General features: G+C 64.6%; 17 protein-coding genes. 8 read left to right on the top strand and 9 right to left on the bottom strand.

The annotated features are described in order from the left end of the window. Window positions 1-128: 128 nt before the first annotated feature. A complete protein-coding gene (locus N4264_RS11495; protein WP_261697177.1) occupies window positions 129-518 on the top strand; it encodes a hypothetical protein in 390 nt (129 codons plus the stop codon). A gap of 11 nt (window positions 519-529) precedes the next feature. Here N4264_RS11495 and N4264_RS11490 read toward each other — a convergent pair whose 3' ends face one another. Next, window positions 530-1,042, bottom strand: coding sequence for a CHRD domain-containing protein (locus tag N4264_RS11490; protein ID WP_261697176.1), 513 nt, complete (start codon window positions 1,040-1,042; stop codon window positions 530-532). Between the two features lie 572 nt (window positions 1,043-1,614). Here N4264_RS11490 and N4264_RS11485 point away from each other — a divergent pair. Both N4264_RS11485 and N4264_RS11480 read left to right on the top strand, forming a co-directional pair. Beyond that, on the top strand, window positions 1,615-5,841 hold the full coding sequence (locus tag N4264_RS11485) for an Ig-like domain-containing protein (protein ID WP_261697175.1): 4,227 nt from the start codon (window positions 1,615-1,617) through the stop codon (window positions 5,839-5,841). 121 nt (window positions 5,842-5,962) lie between these two features. Further along, on the top strand, window positions 5,963-6,358 hold the full coding sequence (locus N4264_RS11480; protein ID WP_261697174.1) for a DUF1801 domain-containing protein: 396 nt from the start codon (window positions 5,963-5,965) through the stop codon (window positions 6,356-6,358). 45 nt (window positions 6,359-6,403) lie between these two features. Here the strand turns inward: N4264_RS11480 and N4264_RS11475 are convergent, their stop codons facing one another. Then, a complete protein-coding gene (locus N4264_RS11475) occupies window positions 6,404-6,880 on the bottom strand; it encodes a GFA family protein (RefSeq protein ID WP_261697173.1) in 477 nt (158 codons plus the stop codon). 224 nt (window positions 6,881-7,104) lie between these two features. On the opposite strand from N4264_RS11475, the gene N4264_RS11470 reads away from it, so the two are divergent. Further along, window positions 7,105-7,278, top strand: coding sequence for a DUF3606 domain-containing protein (locus tag N4264_RS11470; protein ID WP_261697172.1), 174 nt, complete (start codon window positions 7,105-7,107; stop codon window positions 7,276-7,278). Window positions 7,279-7,392: 114 nt separating this feature from the next. On the opposite strand, the gene N4264_RS11465 is transcribed toward N4264_RS11470, so the two are convergent. Then, window positions 7,393-8,448 (bottom strand): hypothetical protein, encoded by a 1,056-nt coding sequence (locus N4264_RS11465; protein WP_261697171.1) that lies wholly within the window; start codon window positions 8,446-8,448, stop codon window positions 7,393-7,395. Window positions 8,449-9,043: 595 nt separating this feature from the next. On the opposite strand from N4264_RS11465, the gene N4264_RS11460 reads away from it, so the two are divergent. Then, window positions 9,044-10,660 (top strand): hypothetical protein, encoded by a 1,617-nt coding sequence (locus tag N4264_RS11460; RefSeq protein ID WP_261697170.1) that lies wholly within the window; start codon window positions 9,044-9,046, stop codon window positions 10,658-10,660. Window positions 10,661-10,750: 90 nt separating this feature from the next. On the opposite strand, the gene N4264_RS11455 is transcribed toward N4264_RS11460, so the two are convergent. From N4264_RS11455 to N4264_RS11440, 4 genes are all read right to left on the bottom strand, one after another. Further along, complete coding sequence (locus N4264_RS11455) at window positions 10,751-11,239, bottom strand: hypothetical protein (RefSeq protein ID WP_261697169.1); 489 nt, start codon at window positions 11,237-11,239, stop codon at window positions 10,751-10,753. 261 nt (window positions 11,240-11,500) lie between these two features. Continuing rightward, window positions 11,501-12,214: an SDR family NAD(P)-dependent oxidoreductase gene (locus N4264_RS11450; protein ID WP_261697168.1), complete on the bottom strand. Its 714-nt coding sequence runs from the start codon at window positions 12,212-12,214 to the stop codon at window positions 11,501-11,503. 155 nt (window positions 12,215-12,369) lie between these two features. After that, window positions 12,370-12,801 (bottom strand): DUF7919 family protein, encoded by a 432-nt coding sequence (locus tag N4264_RS11445; RefSeq protein ID WP_261697167.1) that lies wholly within the window; start codon window positions 12,799-12,801, stop codon window positions 12,370-12,372. Window positions 12,802-12,900: 99 nt separating this feature from the next. Further along, the gene (locus tag N4264_RS11440) at window positions 12,901-13,830 is read right to left on the bottom strand and encodes a M14 family metallopeptidase (RefSeq protein ID WP_261697166.1); all 930 of its coding nucleotides are present in this window, start codon (window positions 13,828-13,830) and stop codon (window positions 12,901-12,903) included. 126 nt (window positions 13,831-13,956) lie between these two features. Between N4264_RS11440 and N4264_RS11435 the strand changes: the two genes are divergently transcribed. Next, entirely contained in the window at window positions 13,957-14,259 is a 303-nt protein-coding gene (locus N4264_RS11435; protein ID WP_261697165.1) for a hypothetical protein, read from the top strand. 4 nt (window positions 14,260-14,263) lie between these two features. Here N4264_RS11435 and N4264_RS11430 read toward each other — a convergent pair whose 3' ends face one another. Both N4264_RS11430 and N4264_RS11425 read right to left on the bottom strand, forming a co-directional pair. Further along, on the bottom strand, window positions 14,264-15,652 hold the full coding sequence (locus N4264_RS11430; protein ID WP_261697164.1) for a hypothetical protein: 1,389 nt from the start codon (window positions 15,650-15,652) through the stop codon (window positions 14,264-14,266). A gap of 29 nt (window positions 15,653-15,681) precedes the next feature. Next, window positions 15,682-16,167, bottom strand: coding sequence for a hypothetical protein (locus N4264_RS11425; RefSeq protein WP_261697163.1), 486 nt, complete (start codon window positions 16,165-16,167; stop codon window positions 15,682-15,684). A 216-nt stretch (window positions 16,168-16,383) separates the two neighbouring features. On the opposite strand from N4264_RS11425, the gene N4264_RS11420 reads away from it, so the two are divergent. Further along, window positions 16,384-17,232: an endonuclease/exonuclease/phosphatase family protein gene (locus tag N4264_RS11420; protein ID WP_261697162.1), complete on the top strand. Its 849-nt coding sequence runs from the start codon at window positions 16,384-16,386 to the stop codon at window positions 17,230-17,232. Window positions 17,233-17,703: 471 nt separating this feature from the next. Then, window positions 17,704-18,927, top strand: a complete 1,224-nt coding sequence (locus N4264_RS11415; protein WP_261697161.1) for a DUF2278 family protein — start codon at window positions 17,704-17,706, stop codon at window positions 18,925-18,927. The last annotated feature ends 4 nt before the right edge of the window (window positions 18,928-18,931 follow it).

Genomic DNA, 18,931 nt, shown 5'->3' with positions numbered 1-18,931 from the left:
ACATCGGCCCCTTCCCTGTCGCGGCAGCTCGGCCACGGCAGGGATATTTACCTGCGACGTAGTTGCCACGCCGCCGCACCCGCGCAAGACTCCGGCGCGACGCGCTACTGCGTTTCCCGGAGTGCACCATGCGCCATCTGATCACGGTGATGATGCTCGTCGTGGGCGTCATCCACCTGCTCCCGCTGCCCGGCGTGCTGGGCGCCGAGTCGCTGGCCGCGTTGTACGGCCTGGACTTCCGGGACGCCAATCTCACGATTCTGATGCGGCACCGCGCCATCCTGTTCGGCATGCTGGGTGCGTTCTGCGTAGCAGCGGCGTTCCGTCGGCAGTGGCAGGTCCCGGCGGCGCTCGCCGCCGGGATCAGCCTCCTCAGTTTCCTGCTGCTGGCCATGACCTCAGAGGGATACAACGCCGCGATCGGACGCGTCGTGACCGCGGACATCGTGGCCCTGGCCTGCCTCCTCGTCGCCGTGCCGGCGCTGCGGTGGACGCGACGGCAGACAGGCGATTCCTGAGTCGCGACAGTCTAGCGACGCACCCAGTACAGCCCGATCAGCAGCAGCGACACCAGCATCAGCGCGAGGACGGCAGGTTGGAGCACCGGCAGGTTGACCGGTTCGCCCGAGGGCACTCCGCCCAGCTGGCCGCGCACGGCGCCGCCCGGAAAATCCGCGTTGTGAACGTTGACGTAGAAGCCGGCCGGATTGGCGAGAATGGCATCGATGGTCGGCTGCGAGGCGGTGGTGCTTCCCACCAGGCTGCCGCTTGCCCAGGTGCCGGGAAGGTTGACCACGATAGGTCCGTTGACGCCTGCAGCGGCCTGGTGGATATGCTGCGCCGTCGGCGGCAGCGTGATGTTGGCAACGGAAATGGAATAGTTGATCGTCGTACCGACGATGGTGACCTGCGCTGTTCCGCTCCCGTCCAGATCCGCAGGCGGCACTTCGTTCATACCGTTGAGCGTGGCCTGCAAGGACTGGGCGGAAACCAACGCGGGAAACAGGAACAGCAGCATCATCAACTGACGGATCCACCTCATGCCAAGACTCCTTCCGGTCGAGTAGGTGCAGATACTTCGCGTGATGCGACAAAGTGCTTTCGCAACAACCGGACAATGACAGCATCCGCATCCGTCGGTCAATCCAACTGCCGTTGCGCCCGCCAGCCGCCCCAAAGACGACAAGGCGCTTTGTCCACTTTTGTTATTGATCCACGCCCCCCGGCCCGCTTTCCGGCCAGGAAGACGGAAAGCAGCGCACACCGCACCCGCCGACGCTCCCGAACGAGGACCGGCAACGGTGGAATGCGTGTCAACGGCCCGGCCAACAACGCCCGTCGCGGCCTGCAGCGGCAAGTTTCCGTCAGTACCGGCGCTCATTCAGGCCGCTCGTCCGCACCCGCGCGCCACCGATCCGCCAGCGCCTCCAAACGGTTGCGACACGGTGAGCGCTTGATTAGAAAGGGTTCCGGCGGAAATACCGCCAGTTTTCCGAGGCCATGGCGGCCCGGACACACCATTCCCGAAAACCTTGGTCACGGTTCGTCGTGCGCTGCGCGCACGGCGCGGGTCTTGCTGTGCCTGGGCGGCCCGCAGGATAAGGTAACGCTCGCATGCCATCGCAGAACCGTTCGGGAATCCGGAAGCCGTTGTGCTCGCTGATGGCGGCACTCGCGTTTTCAGGCCTGGCCCAGGCGCAGCTTCCTCCGGTAGTCCCGGGGTTTCCCACCAACGTGTCCTGCACGCCAGGCCAGCTGTTGAGCCGACAGGTGGGATTCGACCGGACCACCAGCATCATCTATCACAACGGCCGGCTCTATTCGAACGACGTTACCGGCGGCGTGCGGCGCGAATGGCTGTTCACGACCCCCAGTGATCCGACGACGCTGACGGTCGTCAACAACACCGCCGCAGTGCCGTGGATCAGCGACCACGGCAATCACGGTCACAGCAAGTCCGGCGACTACGCCGGCAATGGCGGCGGCATGCGCCTGCGGCGCGTCTCGCCCGGCGTGAACGCCAATTTCGACACGATTCCCGAGTCGTTCTACAACGTGCAGACGCCGCCACCCGGTGCCTTCGGCCTGCACCACCTGTACTACCCCTGGGCGGTGCCGTTCCATCCGATATCCTATTCGCCCTCGCCCGGCGTTGCGCGCCTGTGGCGCGCCAACCAGCTGCTCGCCGAGTGGGATGCCCTGGTCGACCACGGCGTGGCGGGCAACGGCGTGTTGATTGGCAACCTGCTGTTCATCGTGTCAGACCAGTCGATGCTGGGCGTTCTTGCCTACGATATTGCGCCGGTCTTCGATACCCCACCCCGCCCGCCGCAGCTGCTGGACAAGTTGCCCGGCGCGATCGGCGGCTACCTGGGCCCGGCGGTCTGGGAGAACTATCTGCTGATGGTGGGTGGCACCAATCAGGACCAGATGATCGTGGTCGACTACAGCGATCCGGCCAACCTGCGGCTGGTCACGACGATTGACCTGCGCGGCACGGCCTCGATGAATGCGGGCAGCAACGTGCCGTATATCCAGACGCAGGACCAGTACGTGTTCGCGCGTCGCCACAAGATCGACATGGAGCGGCTGGAACCTGTCCTCGAACTCGACGAAGTCGGCAATGCACGGCCAGCGGGCAGCGTGTCGGGGGCGTTGGACGTGAGCCAGTACACCTTGCCGCTGGGAAACCTGCTGGTCAGCGGCGCCTACAGCGCGCCAGGCCGCGATGGCGTAGGCGTGTGGTGCCACCAGGCCACACCCGATACCCGCTCCCCCACGGTGGGTTACCACGTACCGCGCCCGGACCAGACCAATTTCCCGGTCGGCGCGCCCATCACGCTGGTCATTTCCGAAACGCTGGAGTCGTTCACCATCGTCAACGGCACCTCGGTGATCGTGCGTCCGCTCGGCGGGGAACCCGTCGCGGCATGGACGTCATTTGCGCACGATCGCCTGCTCACGATCACGCCGCGCAGCTATCTGGCGCCCAATACCACCTACGAAGTCGTCATTCCCGCCGGCGGGATCAAGGACGCCGCCGGTAACGGCATCGAGGGCTACACGTTCCGCTTCTCCACCGGTGCGACCGCGATGGGCGGCAATGCGGCGCCGGTGATCAGTGCGTTCTCGGCGGACCAAAGCCCGGTTGCTCCGGGCACTTCCGTCACCTTCACCGCATCGGCCACGGATCCGGAGAACGACGCCCTGCAATACCGTTTCACGTTCGGCGACGGCAGCGCGGCGACCGCGTGGTCGTCCACGCCGTCGGCCAGCCACAGCTTTGCGGAAGCCGGACATTTCGACGTCAAACTGCAGGTGCGCGACCTCAAGCCCGGCGGCACCGTTTCGACGGTCGTCGATACCACGATGCAAACCGTCGCCGCCATTCCTGCCAATCCACTGCCGACGCATTCGAGCACCCTGTCGCTGGACGATACACGACGGACGATCTGGGTCGTCGATCCGGACAACGACGCCGTCATTCGCTACGGTGCCGATAGCAGGACGGTGCAGCAACGGATCGACCTGCGCGCGCTGCTCGCCTCAGACAACCCCGTACACCCCACTTCGGTGGCAGTGACACCCGCTGGCGAAGCCTGGATCACCGCACGCGACGCCGACCGGGTCCTGGTGCTCTCGGCCACCGGGCAGCTGCTGGCCAACATCGATACAGGCTACGGCAGTGCCCCGCAGGCCGTCGCCATCCAGCGCGACGGCGTCCGCGCCTTCGTGTCGCTCGCCCGTCGCGGCAACACCGACCGGAACAACGGCCAGCTGGTGCAGTACGCCACCGCCACGCGCACGGAAAGCGGGCGGCTCGAACTCGGGCCTGGCGCCCACGCCATAGCGCTCACGGGCAATGGCTCCCGTGCCTTCGTTTCGCGACTGATTTCGCGCGAACACTATGGCGAGGTATGGGATATCAACGCCACGGCCATGACCCTGACACGAACGCTGCCGCTGTGGCGCGACCGTGGCGTGCCTGGCCTTGATTCGGGCGGCTCGGACGGACCCGGTGTTCCGAACTACATCACCAGCCTCGTGCTGGCGCCGCAACAGGACTGGCTCTGGTACACCGCGGTGAAGGCGGACACCAACCGCGGCCTCTTCTTCAAGCTCGATACGCTCTTCAACCAGGCGTCGACGCACGATTCCACGGTTCGCCCGGTGCTTGGCCGGATCAATCTCACTGCCGCGGGCGGCGTTCCGCAGGAGCCCGGGCGCGCCGAGCCCGGCGCGGCACGCGGCCGCGTGGACATCGACAATGCCGATTCCCCGTCGGCACTGGTGTTCTCACCGCGCGGGGACTATGCGTTCGCCGCCCTGCAGGGCAACAACACGATTGCCGTATTCGACGACTTCGCGATTCGCGGCGGCGCAGGCCGCAGCACGGTCTGGCGCCTGCCATCCGGCGCCGCACCGCAGGGCCTGCTGCTGGACACCACCACCCAGACGCTGTGGTCCCAGAACCTGCTCAGCCGCGATGTCACCGCCATCCCCGTCGGCGACTTCCTGCGCAGCGGCACGCGCACGCTGGCGCCCGCGACGATACCTAGCGGCGTTGCCGAACGGCTGTCTCCGGAAGTTCTGGCCGGCAAGCGCACCTTCTACTTTGCCGGCGACTCCGTCGACGGCATCAATGACATGAGTTTCGAAGGCTATATCTCCTGCGCCAGCTGTCACCTCGATGGTGGTCACGACGGACGCACCTGGGATTTCACGCAACGCGGCGAAGGCTTCCGCAACACGACGACGCTTCATGGCCGCCACGGCATGCAGCACGGCAATGTGCACTGGACAGGCAACTTCGACGAGATCCAGGATTTCGTCCTCGACATGGTCAACGAATTCCGCGGCCGCGGATTTCTCCCGCCGGGTCAGGAACCTCATCCTTCGCTGGGAAGCCCCAACGCGGGGCGTAGCGCCGAACTGGACCAGCTCGCCGCCTACGTGGCCTCGCTTGATCCGTTCACCATTCCAAGGAGTCCCTACCGTCAGCCCAACGGCACGCTGACCAGCGGCGCACAAGCTGGTGCGGCGGTCTTCACTGCCCAGGGCTGTGGCAGCTGCCACCTGCCAGGCGCCGAGTACACGGATTCGAGTGTCGGCACCGCAACGCTCCACAACGTCGGCACGCTGCGTGACAGCTCCGGGCAGCGTCTCGGGCAGACACTCGCCGGCATTGATACACCAACGCTGATCGGCGTGTGGGAAACAGGCCCCTATTTCCACGACGGCTCCGCGACGCGACTGGAGGACGTGTTCAGCGTCACCGGGGGCCGGATGCTCCAGGCGGAACATGCCCAGCTCAACGGCAGCGCGTTCATGGACAACTTCCCGCAGTTCAATTCCGACAGCAGTGCGCACGGTCGCCACGTGCAGGGTATCGACAGTGCCGGCGACGGCGTGACCTGGACGAATGTGGAAGGCACTGCCGGCAACGGCGCGATCGAGGTGCGCTTCATTCCCTCGGTAAACGGCACGATCCGGCTTCGCGTCAATGGCACCACGGTGCGGGACCATTCGTTCCTGCGCCAGCCCACGCACTTCGAATGGACCCGCGTCCGCTTCGAGGACATCCCCCTCCAGGCCGGCGCCACGAACACGGTCGTCCTGGAGCTGACCCAGTTCAGCAACGGCTGGGAACCGATCAGCATCGACGACATCACGGTATCGACAACCGCCGACCGCGCCCTTGCCGAACCGCACCGGCGCGTACTGGCACTGCCTGGCGCGGACATGGCCAACCTGCTGGCCTTTTTGCGCGAACTCGATGGCCGTGACGCGAACGGCGAGCCGCCGAATGCGGATCGGCTGTTCGCCGACGGGTTCGAGTAGGTCCCGTCGCGCAAAGGAATCGCGGCAGTCCTTCGCGAGCCCATTGCCGCCGCGGCGTGAACACGTACCATGGGCGCGCTCGCCGCAGTCACTTGCGCCCTTCGCTGCCGGGGAATAGGCCATGGCCATGAAGAAATCCGTTCCCGCCGCCGATCCGGATGCCTATATCGCGGCTCTCAGCGGATGGCGACGCGACTGCGCCGAGGGATTGCGCACCGCGGTGCAAAAGGCCGCACCGCTGCAGGAGGTGATCAAATGGGGTCACCTTGTGTATTTCTCGAATGGCCCGGTCCTGCTGATTCGCGTGGAGGAGAACCGTGTGCTGTTCGGCTTCTGGCGCGGCAAGCGCCTGCGCGCGATCGAACCACGCCTCAAACCCGGCGGGAAGTACGAGCTCGCCACGTTTGAGCTAGTGGAAGGCACGCCGTGGAAACCCGCGGTCGTATCGCGCTTGGTCAGGGAAGCAGTGGCACTCAATGCCAGCGCTGGCGATCCGACGAAATCCGCGCCGGCGTGAGGGACACATCATGGCCGCCCCACGCGCCGTGTAATGCCTCGCTACTCAGTCGGTAAATTCCCACGTCCCGGCCCCGTCAAATGCACGAATCCGGATTCCGCGCATCTGATCGGGATCGATATTGCGCGTATTCACCCCCACTCGGCGCGTACCTGCAGATCCGAGCGACTGCCAATGCGTCGTGCAGCCACAGTGCCGGCAATGCACGGTGCGGATGGACCGCGCGCCCCAGATGTAGTCGGCCATAGACCCGTCCCGAGCCCGGACCGTCACCGCTTCGGCGGCGTAGATGGCCCACAGTGCGCCGTTGCGCCGACAGATCGAGCAGTTGCAATCGATCAGGAAGCCCGGTTTCAAGGCCACCTCGATCCGGATAGCACCGCAGTGGCAGGAGGCTTCGATCATGGGACGGGGCAACGGGGTCAGGTTGGTAGAGGCGCGGCTCGCCGCCGGCTCGGTGACACATTCTCGAACTTCGGCCGATTTGTTTCGATACGCGTAGCGCACCGGCACTGTCTCCATGGACAACCTTCGCCTACACCAACTGCTCCCGAGCGACAAGCACACCGGCCGGAAACATTGACGGGATATTCACATCCCGCGGCGGCATTCTGCAGGGGGCCGTGCGCCCAGCGTGGTGCGCAACGCACGCACCGCGGCGGAGGGATCACCCGCGACAACTCGCGCGACAAAAACAGGTAAACACGTCTCGAACAATCGTCGCCCTACCGAACAAGGAGTGGATCATGGCAGACCCCTCGCTTGACACTGCAAAGCCGGATGACGAACGCATCGTAGTGGATGCGGAACACGACGAGCACTACTGGACCCAGGCCCTTGGCATCACCGACCGGCAACTGTGGCGGGCGGTATTCTGCGACCTGGTGGAAGCCGCCAAGCAACAAACACGGCAGGCATAGCGCGCACGGCGCAGGAGCGCCATCACGCTACTGTTTATAAAGCAATGGATACCTCCGCCCGAGGAGCGCCGGCAGGATGCCGACGCTCCTGTTTCAGCGGTGTATCAGCAACGATTAACGGGCCAGCTTGACCGAGATGGCCTGCGCGTCACCGTTAGCCGGGAAGCTCACCGACTCGATCGCGTCGAGGCTGTCGATGCCGTCGATGGTGCGAACGACGTCCAGCTTGCCCTTCGAACCGCCCAGGATGATGTGGGCCTGGCGGGCCTTGGCGTCAACGGCGATGACGTCGGCGAAACCGTCACGGTTGAGGTCCGCACGGCGGGCGCGCAGCAGCGAGGTATCCAGGCCGAGCGCCGCCAGTTCCAGCGAGGCCACTTCACCGGCCTGCTTGGCGCGGGCGCCCTGCACGGTCACGCTGGTGAACGCCGTCGACGTACCACCCGGGCCCCAGCACTGCACCGACACATTGCCGCTCTGGCTGAAATATTCGTAGAACGATCCGAAGGTACCGCCGCGATCGCAGCTGGTGGCGTTCTGCGAGTAGAACGAGATCAGCGAGTAGTCTGCAGCCGCCAGCACGGACGGCGACGCCCACACGGCAACCGACGGCGAGAACACGTTGACCACAGCCAGGTTCGCCGTGGCCGACGCCACGCCGCCCGGACCGGTACAGGTCACCGTGACCGTGGTGTTCTGGCGCGGATTCATCGAGTACAGGCCCGACGTACCAGAAATGTTCACGCCGTTGTCAGCGCTGCAGGAGGTGGCGTACTGGGCGAACCAGGACAGATTGGTCCACTGGCCGGCAGCGATGGATTCGGGCGCGAAGTGCGCGGTGACGGTCGGCTTCGGGCTGACCGCGACGATCTGCAGCGAGGCCGAAGCCTGCGTTCCGTGGTAATCGCAGGTGAGCAGCGCGTTGAGGTCGGTGGTGGCCGTCACCGTGCGCGAGCCCGAGGTCGGCACGCCGCCGACGCCCGGAACACCCGAGATCGAGCAGCCGTAGGGAGCGGACGGCGAGGACCATTCCAGGCGGACTTCGCCACCGGCGACCACTTTGTCCGGGGTGAACTTGATCCAGGTCGGACGCGGGCTGGCAGCCATCGCGGAGAAGGCGGGAATCAGGATCAGGCTGGCAGCGGCCAGCAACATCGTATTACGTTTCATCGGTATGACTTCCATGGCTAGAAGAATGCCCTGCCGGCCGCGTTTTCCGTTCGCGTTGCGCAGAAACAAAGCGGCTGATCCGGCAGGAGCAGCCCGTCTGCGGGCGAGGTCATGGTAGTCATATACGTCGCAGTATCTAATCGCGAAATCTGATTTGGCCATGCAGCTGCCATGGAACATCTGCAGCCCCGTTGAAAATTGTCAAAACGCGCGAAAAGTTGCTAGCGGTGCTAGACAACACCGCGCCCATGCGGGCGCCAGATCCGAATGTCGGCACCGGAACCACTGCGGCAATTTGTCGCTCCGAACGTAGCGGCCTGAAGCAGCACCGCCCTCTACTCTGCTATCGATCGAAAAGCACACGGTGGTGCCGTTATCGGGCCAGTTCCTTGGAACCCGTTCGCAGCGATTCGTCACGGAGGGCGCGCGAGCCATGCCGGCCGGAAAGCAAAGATGCGTTGCGGCGCACAGCCTTGCCTGTCCCCAGCCGCTACACTTGCCAATTCCCTCCGTCGGACTGACGTTACCAGCGTCCGCGTCCCAGGGATCCGAACAACAGGGCCGCAGGCCCGCGCAGTCGCCACAGGGGAGAATCATGCTGACAAGGACCGTAGTATTCGCCGCCCTCGCCGGGATCTTCCTTCCCGTTTCACTGACCAACGCCCAGGCAGTGGATTGGCGCATCGTCGCCGCGCCGGATGGGCGCGTCCTCCTCGCCGGCCTGCCTGACAATACCCACCGCAATCTGTCCGAGTACCGCCTCGGCGACGCGGGGGCCGGACAGCTTGGATTCCTTGTCCGCCTCACCCAGTCCGGCCTCAACGGGAACTGGGCCAGTCGCCAGGGCATCCTCACGCGCTACGCGCAGTTCGGCGTCACTGGCCCGCAAGGGCCTGGCCGGACAGGGGGCGAAGCCCATCACGTATTCACCGACGCCACCGGCGAGATCGACACAGCCGCGGACGGCCAGCGCATCTTTCTCGCACGCGCCGGTGATGCGGCAATCCCCGACACCCTCACCTTCGGCCTGTGGCGCTGGGATACGGTGAAAAACACCGAGATCGTCCGCACCAAGACCGACTCGACGCTCGGCCCGGGCCTCGGTGCGGGCTGGACCTACACGGACGCCTCCAACTTCGTCCACACGCGCGGACTGCCCGGTGGCGGCGCGCTGATCCACGGTAACGCCAGGCACGCGACTGCCGGCTCGACCGCCCTTGTCACCCGGCATGTCCCCGGACAGGGCAATGTTCCCTGCGTTCGTTCGGATAGTACCGACGCGTTGGGTCCCAACCTCGGCACCAATGACAAGTTCATGTCCCACTGGGCCCCCTGGGACCTGACCGTAACGGCCAGCGGCCGCGTCTATGGCATTTTCGACATCACCGGTGCGCGCAGCGGCATCTGGGAAATCTGCCACGGCGCGCCCCGGGCCATTGCCATGGAGAACGAAGTGGGCACGCGCGGTCCTTCTGTCGGCCTCGCCGATGCCTATTTCTCAGGCCTTTTCCGCCCCTACCCCGCGACGCCCGGCACGTTCACGTTCTTTGCGATCTACCGGATACCCGGCGTCGTCGAAGGCCGCTACGGCCTGTTCCGGCACGACGGTGCCATCAACCGCCCGATCGTCGGCCAGGGGCTCACCGACACCTTTGGCCCGCACTGGGAAGGTTCCACCTGGCGGAGTTTCCAGACCACCTCGCTGAGCACCGCGGGCCGCTATGCGGCATTCGGTGGCAGCGTCTTGACCACCAGCAACACCGAAGTCCAGGGCGTGTGGCGCGTGGGTGACGGCATGGCGCCGGAGCCGGTCGCGCTCATCGGCCAGTCCGGCGCACTGGCCCCGGAACCGGGCCGCACCTGGCGCAGCTTCGGGGCAAACGCGGTGCTGGCCAATGGCGACGTCATCCTGGAAGCCAGGACCGATCCCGGCAACGTGCCCGCCATCTGGCTGCTCGAGCACGGTCGCGCACCACGGCGCATCCTTGAGCAGGGGCAGTCCGTTCCCGTGCCGACGACCGCGGGCGTCGTCTCCGCCACGGTGAACAGCTTCGACCTGCCCGATGAGGGCGCGGATTTCAGCCGCGGCTTTGACGGCTGGATCGGAGCAGATGGCCACATGATCATCAAGGCCAATATCAGCACGTTCGGTGATGTCGTTCTCAGCTCGCGGCCATCGGACAAGCTCTTCGCCGACGGCTTCCAGCCGTAAAGACGGCCAAAACTCCGCCGGCGCGCGCCGGCGGAGAGGAAACAGCCGCGAACGTCCGACAGCTCGCGTCAGACTGCCGATGCGGATGCATCACGGATCCCAGCAATTGCCCGGCTGGTTCTGGATCCGCGTCCAGAAGCGCGTGTCCTGCCGGATATTGCCGAAGGCATACCAGCTCCAGCCGCCACCACCGGTGGGGTGGTGATGCTCGGCCATCACCCATCCGGTTCCAAACGTGGCCGCGCAGATCTGGTCGGCGACGGCCTGGCTCGTCAATGCCGTGCCCGCCAACGGCATGGTCGTGGTGATGTGGCCCTCGCGCCACCCGTGGTAGAAATCGGCCGCGACGCCCGGATTGGGCGAGCCATCAATTCGCACGCACAGGATCGGCAGCAGGGTGCGGCACTGCGTGTCACCAACATACGGATTGCACACGCCACCGCAACCGACCAGGTCGGTACCGGTCGTCACGTCGTGGCTGTATTTGCCCCAGGTCATCCCCTTTCCTGCCGCGGCCCAGGTCGGGCCTGCGACCATCGCCAACACCACGGTGACCACACCCAGCATGATCGTTTTCATCACAGCACCTTCATCAGGGATTGCCGCAGCACGCCATGGTGACGCGGGCCAGGCCAGAAAGACCGGCGGCCCCACGCTAGGCGCCCGTCATTCCCCTGCAAACACCCAAACAGGGACGAAACCAGGCATCCGGGGGCTCAAATCCGGGGCAAGCGTCTGATGTCACACCCGAAGTAGCGGAAGAACGCTTCACGCCACCACCCGGGGTCGTGGAGAGCGGGGAACGTGCCTGTGGCGGCACCATCCGCCGCGCCGGGCTCGCTACATGCGGCGATAGATGAAATCCGGCGTCAGCTTGAGCAACCAGGCGAAAAGACGCCAGCGGCGCGTCACATACGCATGGGGCTTCCGGCGGACGATGGCATCGACAATCTGCCGCGCGGCGACTTCCGGCGTCGCCATCCAGAACACGGCATCGCCTTTCACCATTGCGGTATCGACATAACCGGGCTGAATCTCGGTGACGGTGATGGGCAGCTTGCGCTGCGTGACCCGTTGCCGCAGTCCCTGCAGGTAGTTCGAGATAAACGCCTTGGAAGCGTTATACGCCGGCGCAGACCCGCCACCGCGCAGGGCGGCGATGGAGGAAATGCCGACCAGGTGCCCCTGCCTGCGCGCTTCAAAGTGGTGAATGGCGACGTTGGCGAGTGCCGCGAACCCCAGCACATTGGTCAGCAGGCCTTCGCGTTCGACGCGCCATTCCAGTGGCCGGTTGATATCGCCGACGCCCGCCGCCAGCACGATGACGTCCACCGGCCCCATGCGTTCGATCAGGGCGGCAAGATCGTCCATCGCCTGCCCGGATTCCCGCACATCCGTTTCCTGCACGTGCGTGCCTTCCGGCAGTTGTTCGCACAGCGCTTCGAGCAAGGCCTTGCGCCGCGCCATCAGTCCGAGCGCAAAGCCTCGCCGGGAAAGCTCCAGGGCTACAGCTCTTCCAATTCCCGAGCTGGCACCGACCACGATTGCTTTCATGCTGCCTCCTTTCGGGTCCACTCCTGTAACCGCGTCTTCCCTATTCCGTGGCGGTACTGTATCGCGCCCACGACGGATACACGAAATTTTTACACCTGTGTACGAAGCGTACAGCTTCGATATCCCCGCGAACGGGGACGCCGCGGGAAGGAACCCTAGCCAACGGTCCTGCGCGCGCCCAGCAGCGCCCTGCCGCCGCAGTCCAACAGCGACCTGAAATACGCCGTGCTTCGCATCGGCGGGCAATGCGTCACGGCCTCAAGGAAAGTGTCCGGCGGACGATACCAGTGCGCGCCGATGTAGTGGACAATTCCGACGGGGGCGACGTAGATACGTCCCGCATGGGGCACGAAGAGTTCACCCGAAAATGCCGGGCGATCGAACTGGCACAGGTCACACCCGTGTACGCCGGCAGCCAGCGCGGGACGCCACGGATCCTTGCAGAGCGCCCGCAATGTACGGAAAACCGCTTCGTCGGTGTATCCCGGTGAAAACCCGGCGGCGCGGCCAAGCCAGCCAACCGCGACCAGGCGCCCCTCGGGCAGCGCGACGTCAGGATACGGCGCAAGGTCCGGAATGGCGGTCATGTCTCTCTTCCAGCGCATGCTGCGCGTTTGATAGCACCACCCGATGGAACGGCGGTCGCGGCCATCCGATCGGGACAGCCGCGAATGGTCCATTACGTGCTACTTCACAGCCGCCTGCTGCCCCAACGCATGGTCAATCGCTGCGCAGACAGCAGCTGACTGGGCCATATTGCATTGTGCCGGCGTCGCGCGCGGGCTGTCGGGATAGACTTCGGTCGTCGTCGTGTACCGCGCATTCGTGATGCTGGCGCACAACCCCAGCTGCGCCAGCGGGTAGTTGATGACGCCGGGCGCCACGACAGGGGAACCGATGATTTCGCCGTTGCCATCGGCTGGAGCGATGTGGGTGACCTTCGCCACGGCAGCGATGATGGCCTGCTGGAATTCCGGCTGCGGGTTTTCCGTGTCACCCACGAGATAGAAGCCATCGGGAATCTCACCCGGTTCGAAAGGCTTGCCGTCGCGTGCCGAAAGCGCCGGCCGGAACTCGGACTCGTCCGTATCGGTGGTTTCGTGCAGATCGATATGTACCAGCACGCGATCACGCAGCGGCGCAACCAGCCGCATCAGCGCTGCGGACTCCTGCGCGGGGCTGCCCTCGCGGAAGGAGCGGTTTGGATCAATGGCGTTGGCATTCCACCGATGCACGCGCTCATAGGCCCAGGGGCTCACGCAAGGTGCGACCAGCAGGTTCACGCGTCCCGCGTATGCCGCGGCATGATGCGTCAGGAAATGCAGGGCACCGTGAACACCACTGGTTTCGTACCCGTGGACGCCGCCCGTCACCAGCACCGTCGGTAAGGCATCACCCCACCGGTTCCTGATGGCCAGCAGTGGAAAGCGCTCATCGCCATAGACCACGCATCCGTATTCCACGACGTCGAAGTGTTCCCGCAAGGGCTCGACCGCATCAAGGACATCGGCCTGATAGCTGCGTTGACGCACCTGGCGCGACAACCACTCGGCCTTCTCTGCGTCTGTCCATGGGTGGCCGGGAATACCGATGGGATAGAAAGCGGGAACCGTCATTGCGCCACTCGCCCTTGGAGTCATGTGAGGAGGTTGTCGACTGTAGCACCTCGCCCAGCCCGGGGACTCATGACCGATTGCTGTCCAGTGCGGCTGCGTCGGCGCGAGGTCAGGTATCCTCGGCGCATGAGCGACGCCACCCCACCTCCGTCACCGCTTCCGTCCCGCGTTTTTGGCAGCCTGGCGGGCGCATTTTGGGGCGCGGTGCTTTTCTGTATCGGGCGCGGCTTCTACCTGGCCTGGGATCAGCGCGACGGCGACTGGGGATTGATCGGCGTTGCCCTGTCGGCCCTCGCCAGCCCGGCACTGGTCGTCACCGACATGCTGGCCTTGATCGCCGGACCGCCGGGGGCGCACACGCTCCTGATGCTGCCGTGGATGCTCGGCGGAGCCGTGCTGGGTGCCGCGTACGGCGCGCTCGATCCGTGACGCGCTAGGGCTCGAAATCCGCCCACAGGATCGAATCGGGTACCGCGCCGTATTCGAAGGCCCCGAAGTCGTAGGGGGTCGGGAAATCCGGCGGCGTCGGGCGCATGCCTCCGAGCAGATCGATCGTCGGCATCAGCACGCTGTTGCCGGGACCGTAGCGGTTGCGTGCCGAGGAAAACACCTGCAGCTGGAAGTTGTTCTGGCCCGGATCGACGAAGAAGGGCTCGGTCGTCTGCTGGATGTTGCGGCCGGTCGTATCGGCGATGCCATGGTCGACCGGCACCAGCAGGTTGCGCGGATCCGCAATGACACCACCGCCGATGAAGTAGATCTGTTTCCCGGGCTGGAACACGATGCTGTTGTGCAGGCGGAAATAGGTGGGTGTCAGTGCGTGGTAGATCACCTGTCCTGCGCCAAACGTGTTTCCTGCAAACGTGCTGTTGCGGATCTGCAGCTCGTGAAACACGGTCGCGATCACATAGGCGTTGCCAAGGGTGTTGTTGGCGATGACGCTGTTGTCCAGGTAGACCCGGCCATTGCCATTGATGAAACCGCCCAGCGGACTGATGTTCTGCAGCGCATAGCCGCGGTACATCGAAAACCGTGCATGCCCGCTGCTGCCGCCCGAAACCAGGGAAATCGTGCTGGAGTTTCCCGTGCGATTGAGTTCCAGGCTGTTGCAGCGGACACCTGGCGGGCAGGATGGCGGACCACCGTTGTCCGTGCCCTGGTTCATGATGATGACGCTTTCCGAACCGATCGAATTTCCCGTCGCCTCGACATGGAAAGCACCGCCCTCGGACGCGTCGTTGTCAATCAGGTTGACATTATACAAGTTGACACTGGAATGATTGTGCGTTCCGCTGGTGAGTTCCAGCGAGTTGACGTAGATCGCACCGCCTTTGCCGCCCGAAGCTGTCGCGTTGTTCGAAATATCCAGGATACGCAGCCGGTTCCGGTTGAAGATGGAGATGTAGTGGTATCCCGACGACTGGTTGACGTAGGCGATCGCGCCGCCGTGACGCTGCGCGAAGTTGTTATCCATGAACGGACTTTGCGCGGGTGCGAGACTGTCGACCAGCAAGTCGCTGTTGCTCAGGTAGATGGCGCCGCCGCCATTGAGGTTGGTGGTCCCCTGCGCGACGTTGCTGGCGAAGTAGTTGATGCCATCGCCACCGATCGTCACGTCGGAGTAATTGGCATACAGTCCACCGCCGCTCGCGGTGGCCGTATTGCTGTTGAACCCGACGCCGAACAGATTGACTTCCTTGGGTGTCACCAAATTTCCGGTGACAGCCAGTCCGCCACCCACGGAGGCGCGGTTGCTGTAGAGCAGCACGCGATTGAGCGTCAGTGCCGCAGTGGTTTCCGAATTGATGGCGCCACCCGCCAAGCCGTTGCCACCGGTGATGGCGAGGTCACTCAGGGTGAGGCGCCCCGCCCCGGTGTGCGCAATGACCGAACCCGCAGGGTTCGCTCCTGTCCGCTCAGCGTGGTGGTTCCCGCATTCGGGATCGGCAAGGTACATGCCAGCCAGCCGCCCTCGATGGCGAGGTCGCCGCTGTCCATGATCTGCAATCGTTGTGCCGAAAAAGTGCCGACGGAGAGACGCAGGATATCCAGGCCGCTCGACGCTGCCGCCGCATTGATTGCTGTCTGCAGGGAGGTGAACGCGCATCCCGATTCGCCGGGCAAGCCGACCGTGATGATTGCCCCCTGCGCAACAGCCGGGAGCCATCCGCCCGCCATCGCTGCTGCCAAAAACCCCGTCTGTAGCCATGCCCTGGCAACGGGTGCGCCGCGTACATGCCTGTGCATGACCACGCCCCCCTGCTGGCCGTCGCGCCGACACGCGACGGCGACGCGCTCTAGTCTGCGCCCGGGGGCAGCGAGGGTCCAGCTCTTCATCGAAGCTCCTGACATGCAGGACGCCATGTGCTCCGACGCCGCCACGCCCGCAAGTTTCGTCCAGCAGCCGCTTTCGTTTGCACCAACGCGGCATCTCTAACGACGCGATCGATTCCTGTAAAGCGGAAATGCGACGTGCCGGCGCAAAAGCGCAAGGATCTTCGCATCATCCCCTGGTATACGATGCGCCATCCTGCCAGCCCACGAGACGACGCGATGCGCATCACCCGCCGGATTTGCCCACAGCGCTGGCTCGCCGTTGCATCACCACGTCGTTGGCACATCATCCTGGCGCTGCTGTCGGTCTTCCCCCTGGCTGTGCATTCGCAGACCCAACACCCCCAGCTGCGTGTGCTCAGCTACAACATCCATCATGGCGAAGGCATGGATGGCCGGCTGGATCTTCCCCGTGTCGCCGACATCATCAGGCGCTTCGAACCGGACGTTGTCGCCCTGCAGGAGATCGACAACAACGTTCGTCGCACGGGCCTCGTCGACCAGGGCGCGGAACTGGCTCGCCTGACGCACATGACGCACGTCTTCGGCAAGTTCTTCGACTACGACGGCGGCGAATACGGCCAGGCATTGCTGTTCCGCTGGCCGTCCACCACGGTGACCAACCATCCGCTGCCCTATCCGAAGGATCACGAGCCCCGGTCGGCAATCCAGGTGACGCTCGCGCCCACCAACGGCCTTCCACCGTTCGTGTTCATGGGGCTGCACCTCGACTATGAAACGCGCGCCGGCCGCGTGCAGCAGGCGCGTCGGCTGGCCGAGCTTCTCAAGGCGGCCGGCCCTGTCGTCGTTGCCGGGGATCTGAACGACACGCCGCGATCGAAACCGCTGCGCATCCTGACCCGCGTGCTCGGCGATGCAACCGCACCGATCAGCAACGTCGCCACATTCCCTTCGACCAACGACAAACTGGACTACGTCCTGTTTGGCGCATCGCACCAGTGGCGAGTCATCAGCCAGCAGGTGCACGAGGTTCCCGTCGTCTCCGATCACTACCCCGTCCTGGTCGTACTGGAATGGATCGGCGGCGCATCCCCGAATTCCGACTGACAGCACAGCCAATTCCCGAAGTGGTCTGTTCTGCACAACTCCACCTCTCCCTCTTTTCCGAATCGCGCACGCGACAGGCCGCCCCGGTAGGGTAAATGGACCACGACGCGTCTATGACGCTGGTGGCACCATCCGGGCCGTACGCCCGGCACGCACCTGTCCGACGCGTGCACGCCGGACAGTGGATATCGCGCTGATTACGTGTGATCGCGACGTCCGCGCCCGGCGACACCGCGTCATCCCGGCACTCGTGGCCTGTAACACTCGAATCGGAAGTGACTGACTCGTTCTACCCGCGCTGGACGTGCTTCTCATTCGGGCTGTAGCGCTGCTACTGCCCTCACTCCGAAGCGGCAGCACGACCAACCCTTCGCCAGCCACTCCCGATTTTCGGTTACAGGCCACCGGCGACCGCCGAACGGATCGGCGGCGGGATGTTGTTCATTCCGTCAACGAAGGGAGGAGGATTCCATGAAAATCGTGATCCGCGCGCTGCTCACGGCCGCGATACTCGCTACCGCTACACCGGTATTCGCGCAGCTGGCGCGATACGGGTATGTCGTCGGTACGCTGCAACCGGAAAAGAGTTTCCTGGAGAAGCTCGACGAGCCCGGCAAGGGCAAGTACCTGCACTACCACATCTTCGTGAAGACCGACGCCGGCGAAGAGTACCGCGTCGTGATCGACGTCAACGATGTATCGCCGACCAAGCCCCTGATCTATCGCCTGGCCAGCCTCAACAACCAGACAGAGGCGGAGCTGGCGTCAAATTTCGGCCCCGTATTCAGTGCGACCAGTGGGTATCACGAGATCAGCAACAAGGCTGCCGGGTTGAACCAGACCGACGCGGGCAAGCAGGCGGCCGGTGCCCTGGACTACATTCGCCATCCAGGCCTGCTCAAGGCCATGCGCAATCTGCCCTGGCAGAACATGTATGCCACGACGACAGCCGATCCGCTGCAGTGGGCCCTGCCGCAGCTCGACGCACTGTTCAAGCCGGCTTCGGGTTCCATCGTGCTGCCGGTCACGACCAAGGTGTACGTCTTCGGTGAGCCATTCTCAACCGGCAAAGGCATGCATGTGGTACACCAGAACCAGGCGGACACGATTGCCGGTTTCGCCCGGAACAATGCCACCTTCCAGGACGGCGCCGTCATTATCGAGCGACGTACGTACCTGGGGTCCTGGCGCACGTCGCGACAGGTGCTGATGACGAAATTCGCCGCGCAGACCGATTTCAGCGCCGAAGCCGACGATCTGTCGCGCCCGGCCCCGGCAGGCCACACGCTGGCGCCGGCGACGCAGACACATACATTGGGATTGATCTGCGGCGACTACATGACTTATGGCCCGTTCAACGCCAGCGAAGTGGAAGTGTCCACATCCGGCACGACGGCAGCCCCCTACGGACCGGACTCGGCGCCCAAGATCGAAGTACGCGTAAAGAACGGCGCGTTCAACGATCCATCCGACATGGGCGACGTCACCGTGATCGACGAAACCACGAAACCCTCGCCGCTCAGTCGTGCATTCGTCCGCGCCTATTACCCCACCTGGATTTTCCACTGGTGGACCGGCGGCCGTCCGATTCCGATCAACATCCGGGGCAGCTACTACGTGCGCGTCAAGGCGACGGATCCGGGCAGCTACTGCGACAGTGCGTCGGGCACCACGCTGAAAATCTCCACGCGTTGATGCC

The sequence above is a fragment of the Tahibacter amnicola genome, assembly GCF_025398735.1.
Lineage (GTDB): Bacteria > Pseudomonadota > Gammaproteobacteria > Xanthomonadales > Rhodanobacteraceae > Tahibacter > Tahibacter amnicola.
The sequence above is the reverse complement of the archived record's forward strand: the minus strand, read 5'-3'. Positions and strand labels throughout refer to the sequence as shown.

What these genes read in the sequence shown, in the direction of transcription:
- N4264_RS11460 (WP_261697170.1), top strand. Translation starts at nt 9,044, where the DNA reads ATGCTGACAAGGACCGTAGTATTCGCCGCCCTCGCCGGGATCTTCCTT.
- N4264_RS11485 (WP_261697175.1), top strand. Translation starts at nt 1,615, where the DNA reads ATGCCATCGCAGAACCGTTCGGGAATCCGGAAGCCGTTGTGCTCGCTG.
- N4264_RS11450 (WP_261697168.1), bottom strand. Translation starts at nt 12,214, where the DNA reads ATGAAAGCAATCGTGGTCGGTGCCAGCTCGGGAATTGGAAGAGCTGTA.
- N4264_RS11465 (WP_261697171.1), bottom strand. Translation starts at nt 8,448, where the DNA reads ATGAAACGTAATACGATGTTGCTGGCCGCTGCCAGCCTGATCCTGATT.
- N4264_RS11415 (WP_261697161.1), top strand. Translation starts at nt 17,704, where the DNA reads ATGAAAATCGTGATCCGCGCGCTGCTCACGGCCGCGATACTCGCTACC.
- N4264_RS11425 (WP_261697163.1), bottom strand. Translation starts at nt 16,167, where the DNA reads ATGAAGAGCTGGACCCTCGCTGCCCCCGGGCGCAGACTAGAGCGCGTC.
- N4264_RS11445 (WP_261697167.1), bottom strand. Translation starts at nt 12,801, where the DNA reads ATGACCGCCATTCCGGACCTTGCGCCGTATCCTGACGTCGCGCTGCCC.
- N4264_RS11480 (WP_261697174.1), top strand. Translation starts at nt 5,963, where the DNA reads ATGGCCATGAAGAAATCCGTTCCCGCCGCCGATCCGGATGCCTATATC.
- N4264_RS11420 (WP_261697162.1), top strand. Translation starts at nt 16,384, where the DNA reads ATGCGCATCACCCGCCGGATTTGCCCACAGCGCTGGCTCGCCGTTGCA.
- N4264_RS11435 (WP_261697165.1), top strand. Translation starts at nt 13,957, where the DNA reads ATGAGCGACGCCACCCCACCTCCGTCACCGCTTCCGTCCCGCGTTTTT.
- N4264_RS11440 (WP_261697166.1), bottom strand. Translation starts at nt 13,830, where the DNA reads ATGACGGTTCCCGCTTTCTATCCCATCGGTATTCCCGGCCACCCATGG.
- N4264_RS11495 (WP_261697177.1), top strand. Translation starts at nt 129, where the DNA reads ATGCGCCATCTGATCACGGTGATGATGCTCGTCGTGGGCGTCATCCAC.
- N4264_RS11475 (WP_261697173.1), bottom strand. Translation starts at nt 6,880, where the DNA reads ATGGAGACAGTGCCGGTGCGCTACGCGTATCGAAACAAATCGGCCGAA.
- N4264_RS11490 (WP_261697176.1), bottom strand. Translation starts at nt 1,042, where the DNA reads ATGAGGTGGATCCGTCAGTTGATGATGCTGCTGTTCCTGTTTCCCGCG.
- N4264_RS11470 (WP_261697172.1), top strand. Translation starts at nt 7,105, where the DNA reads ATGGCAGACCCCTCGCTTGACACTGCAAAGCCGGATGACGAACGCATC.
- N4264_RS11455 (WP_261697169.1), bottom strand. Translation starts at nt 11,239, where the DNA reads ATGAAAACGATCATGCTGGGTGTGGTCACCGTGGTGTTGGCGATGGTC.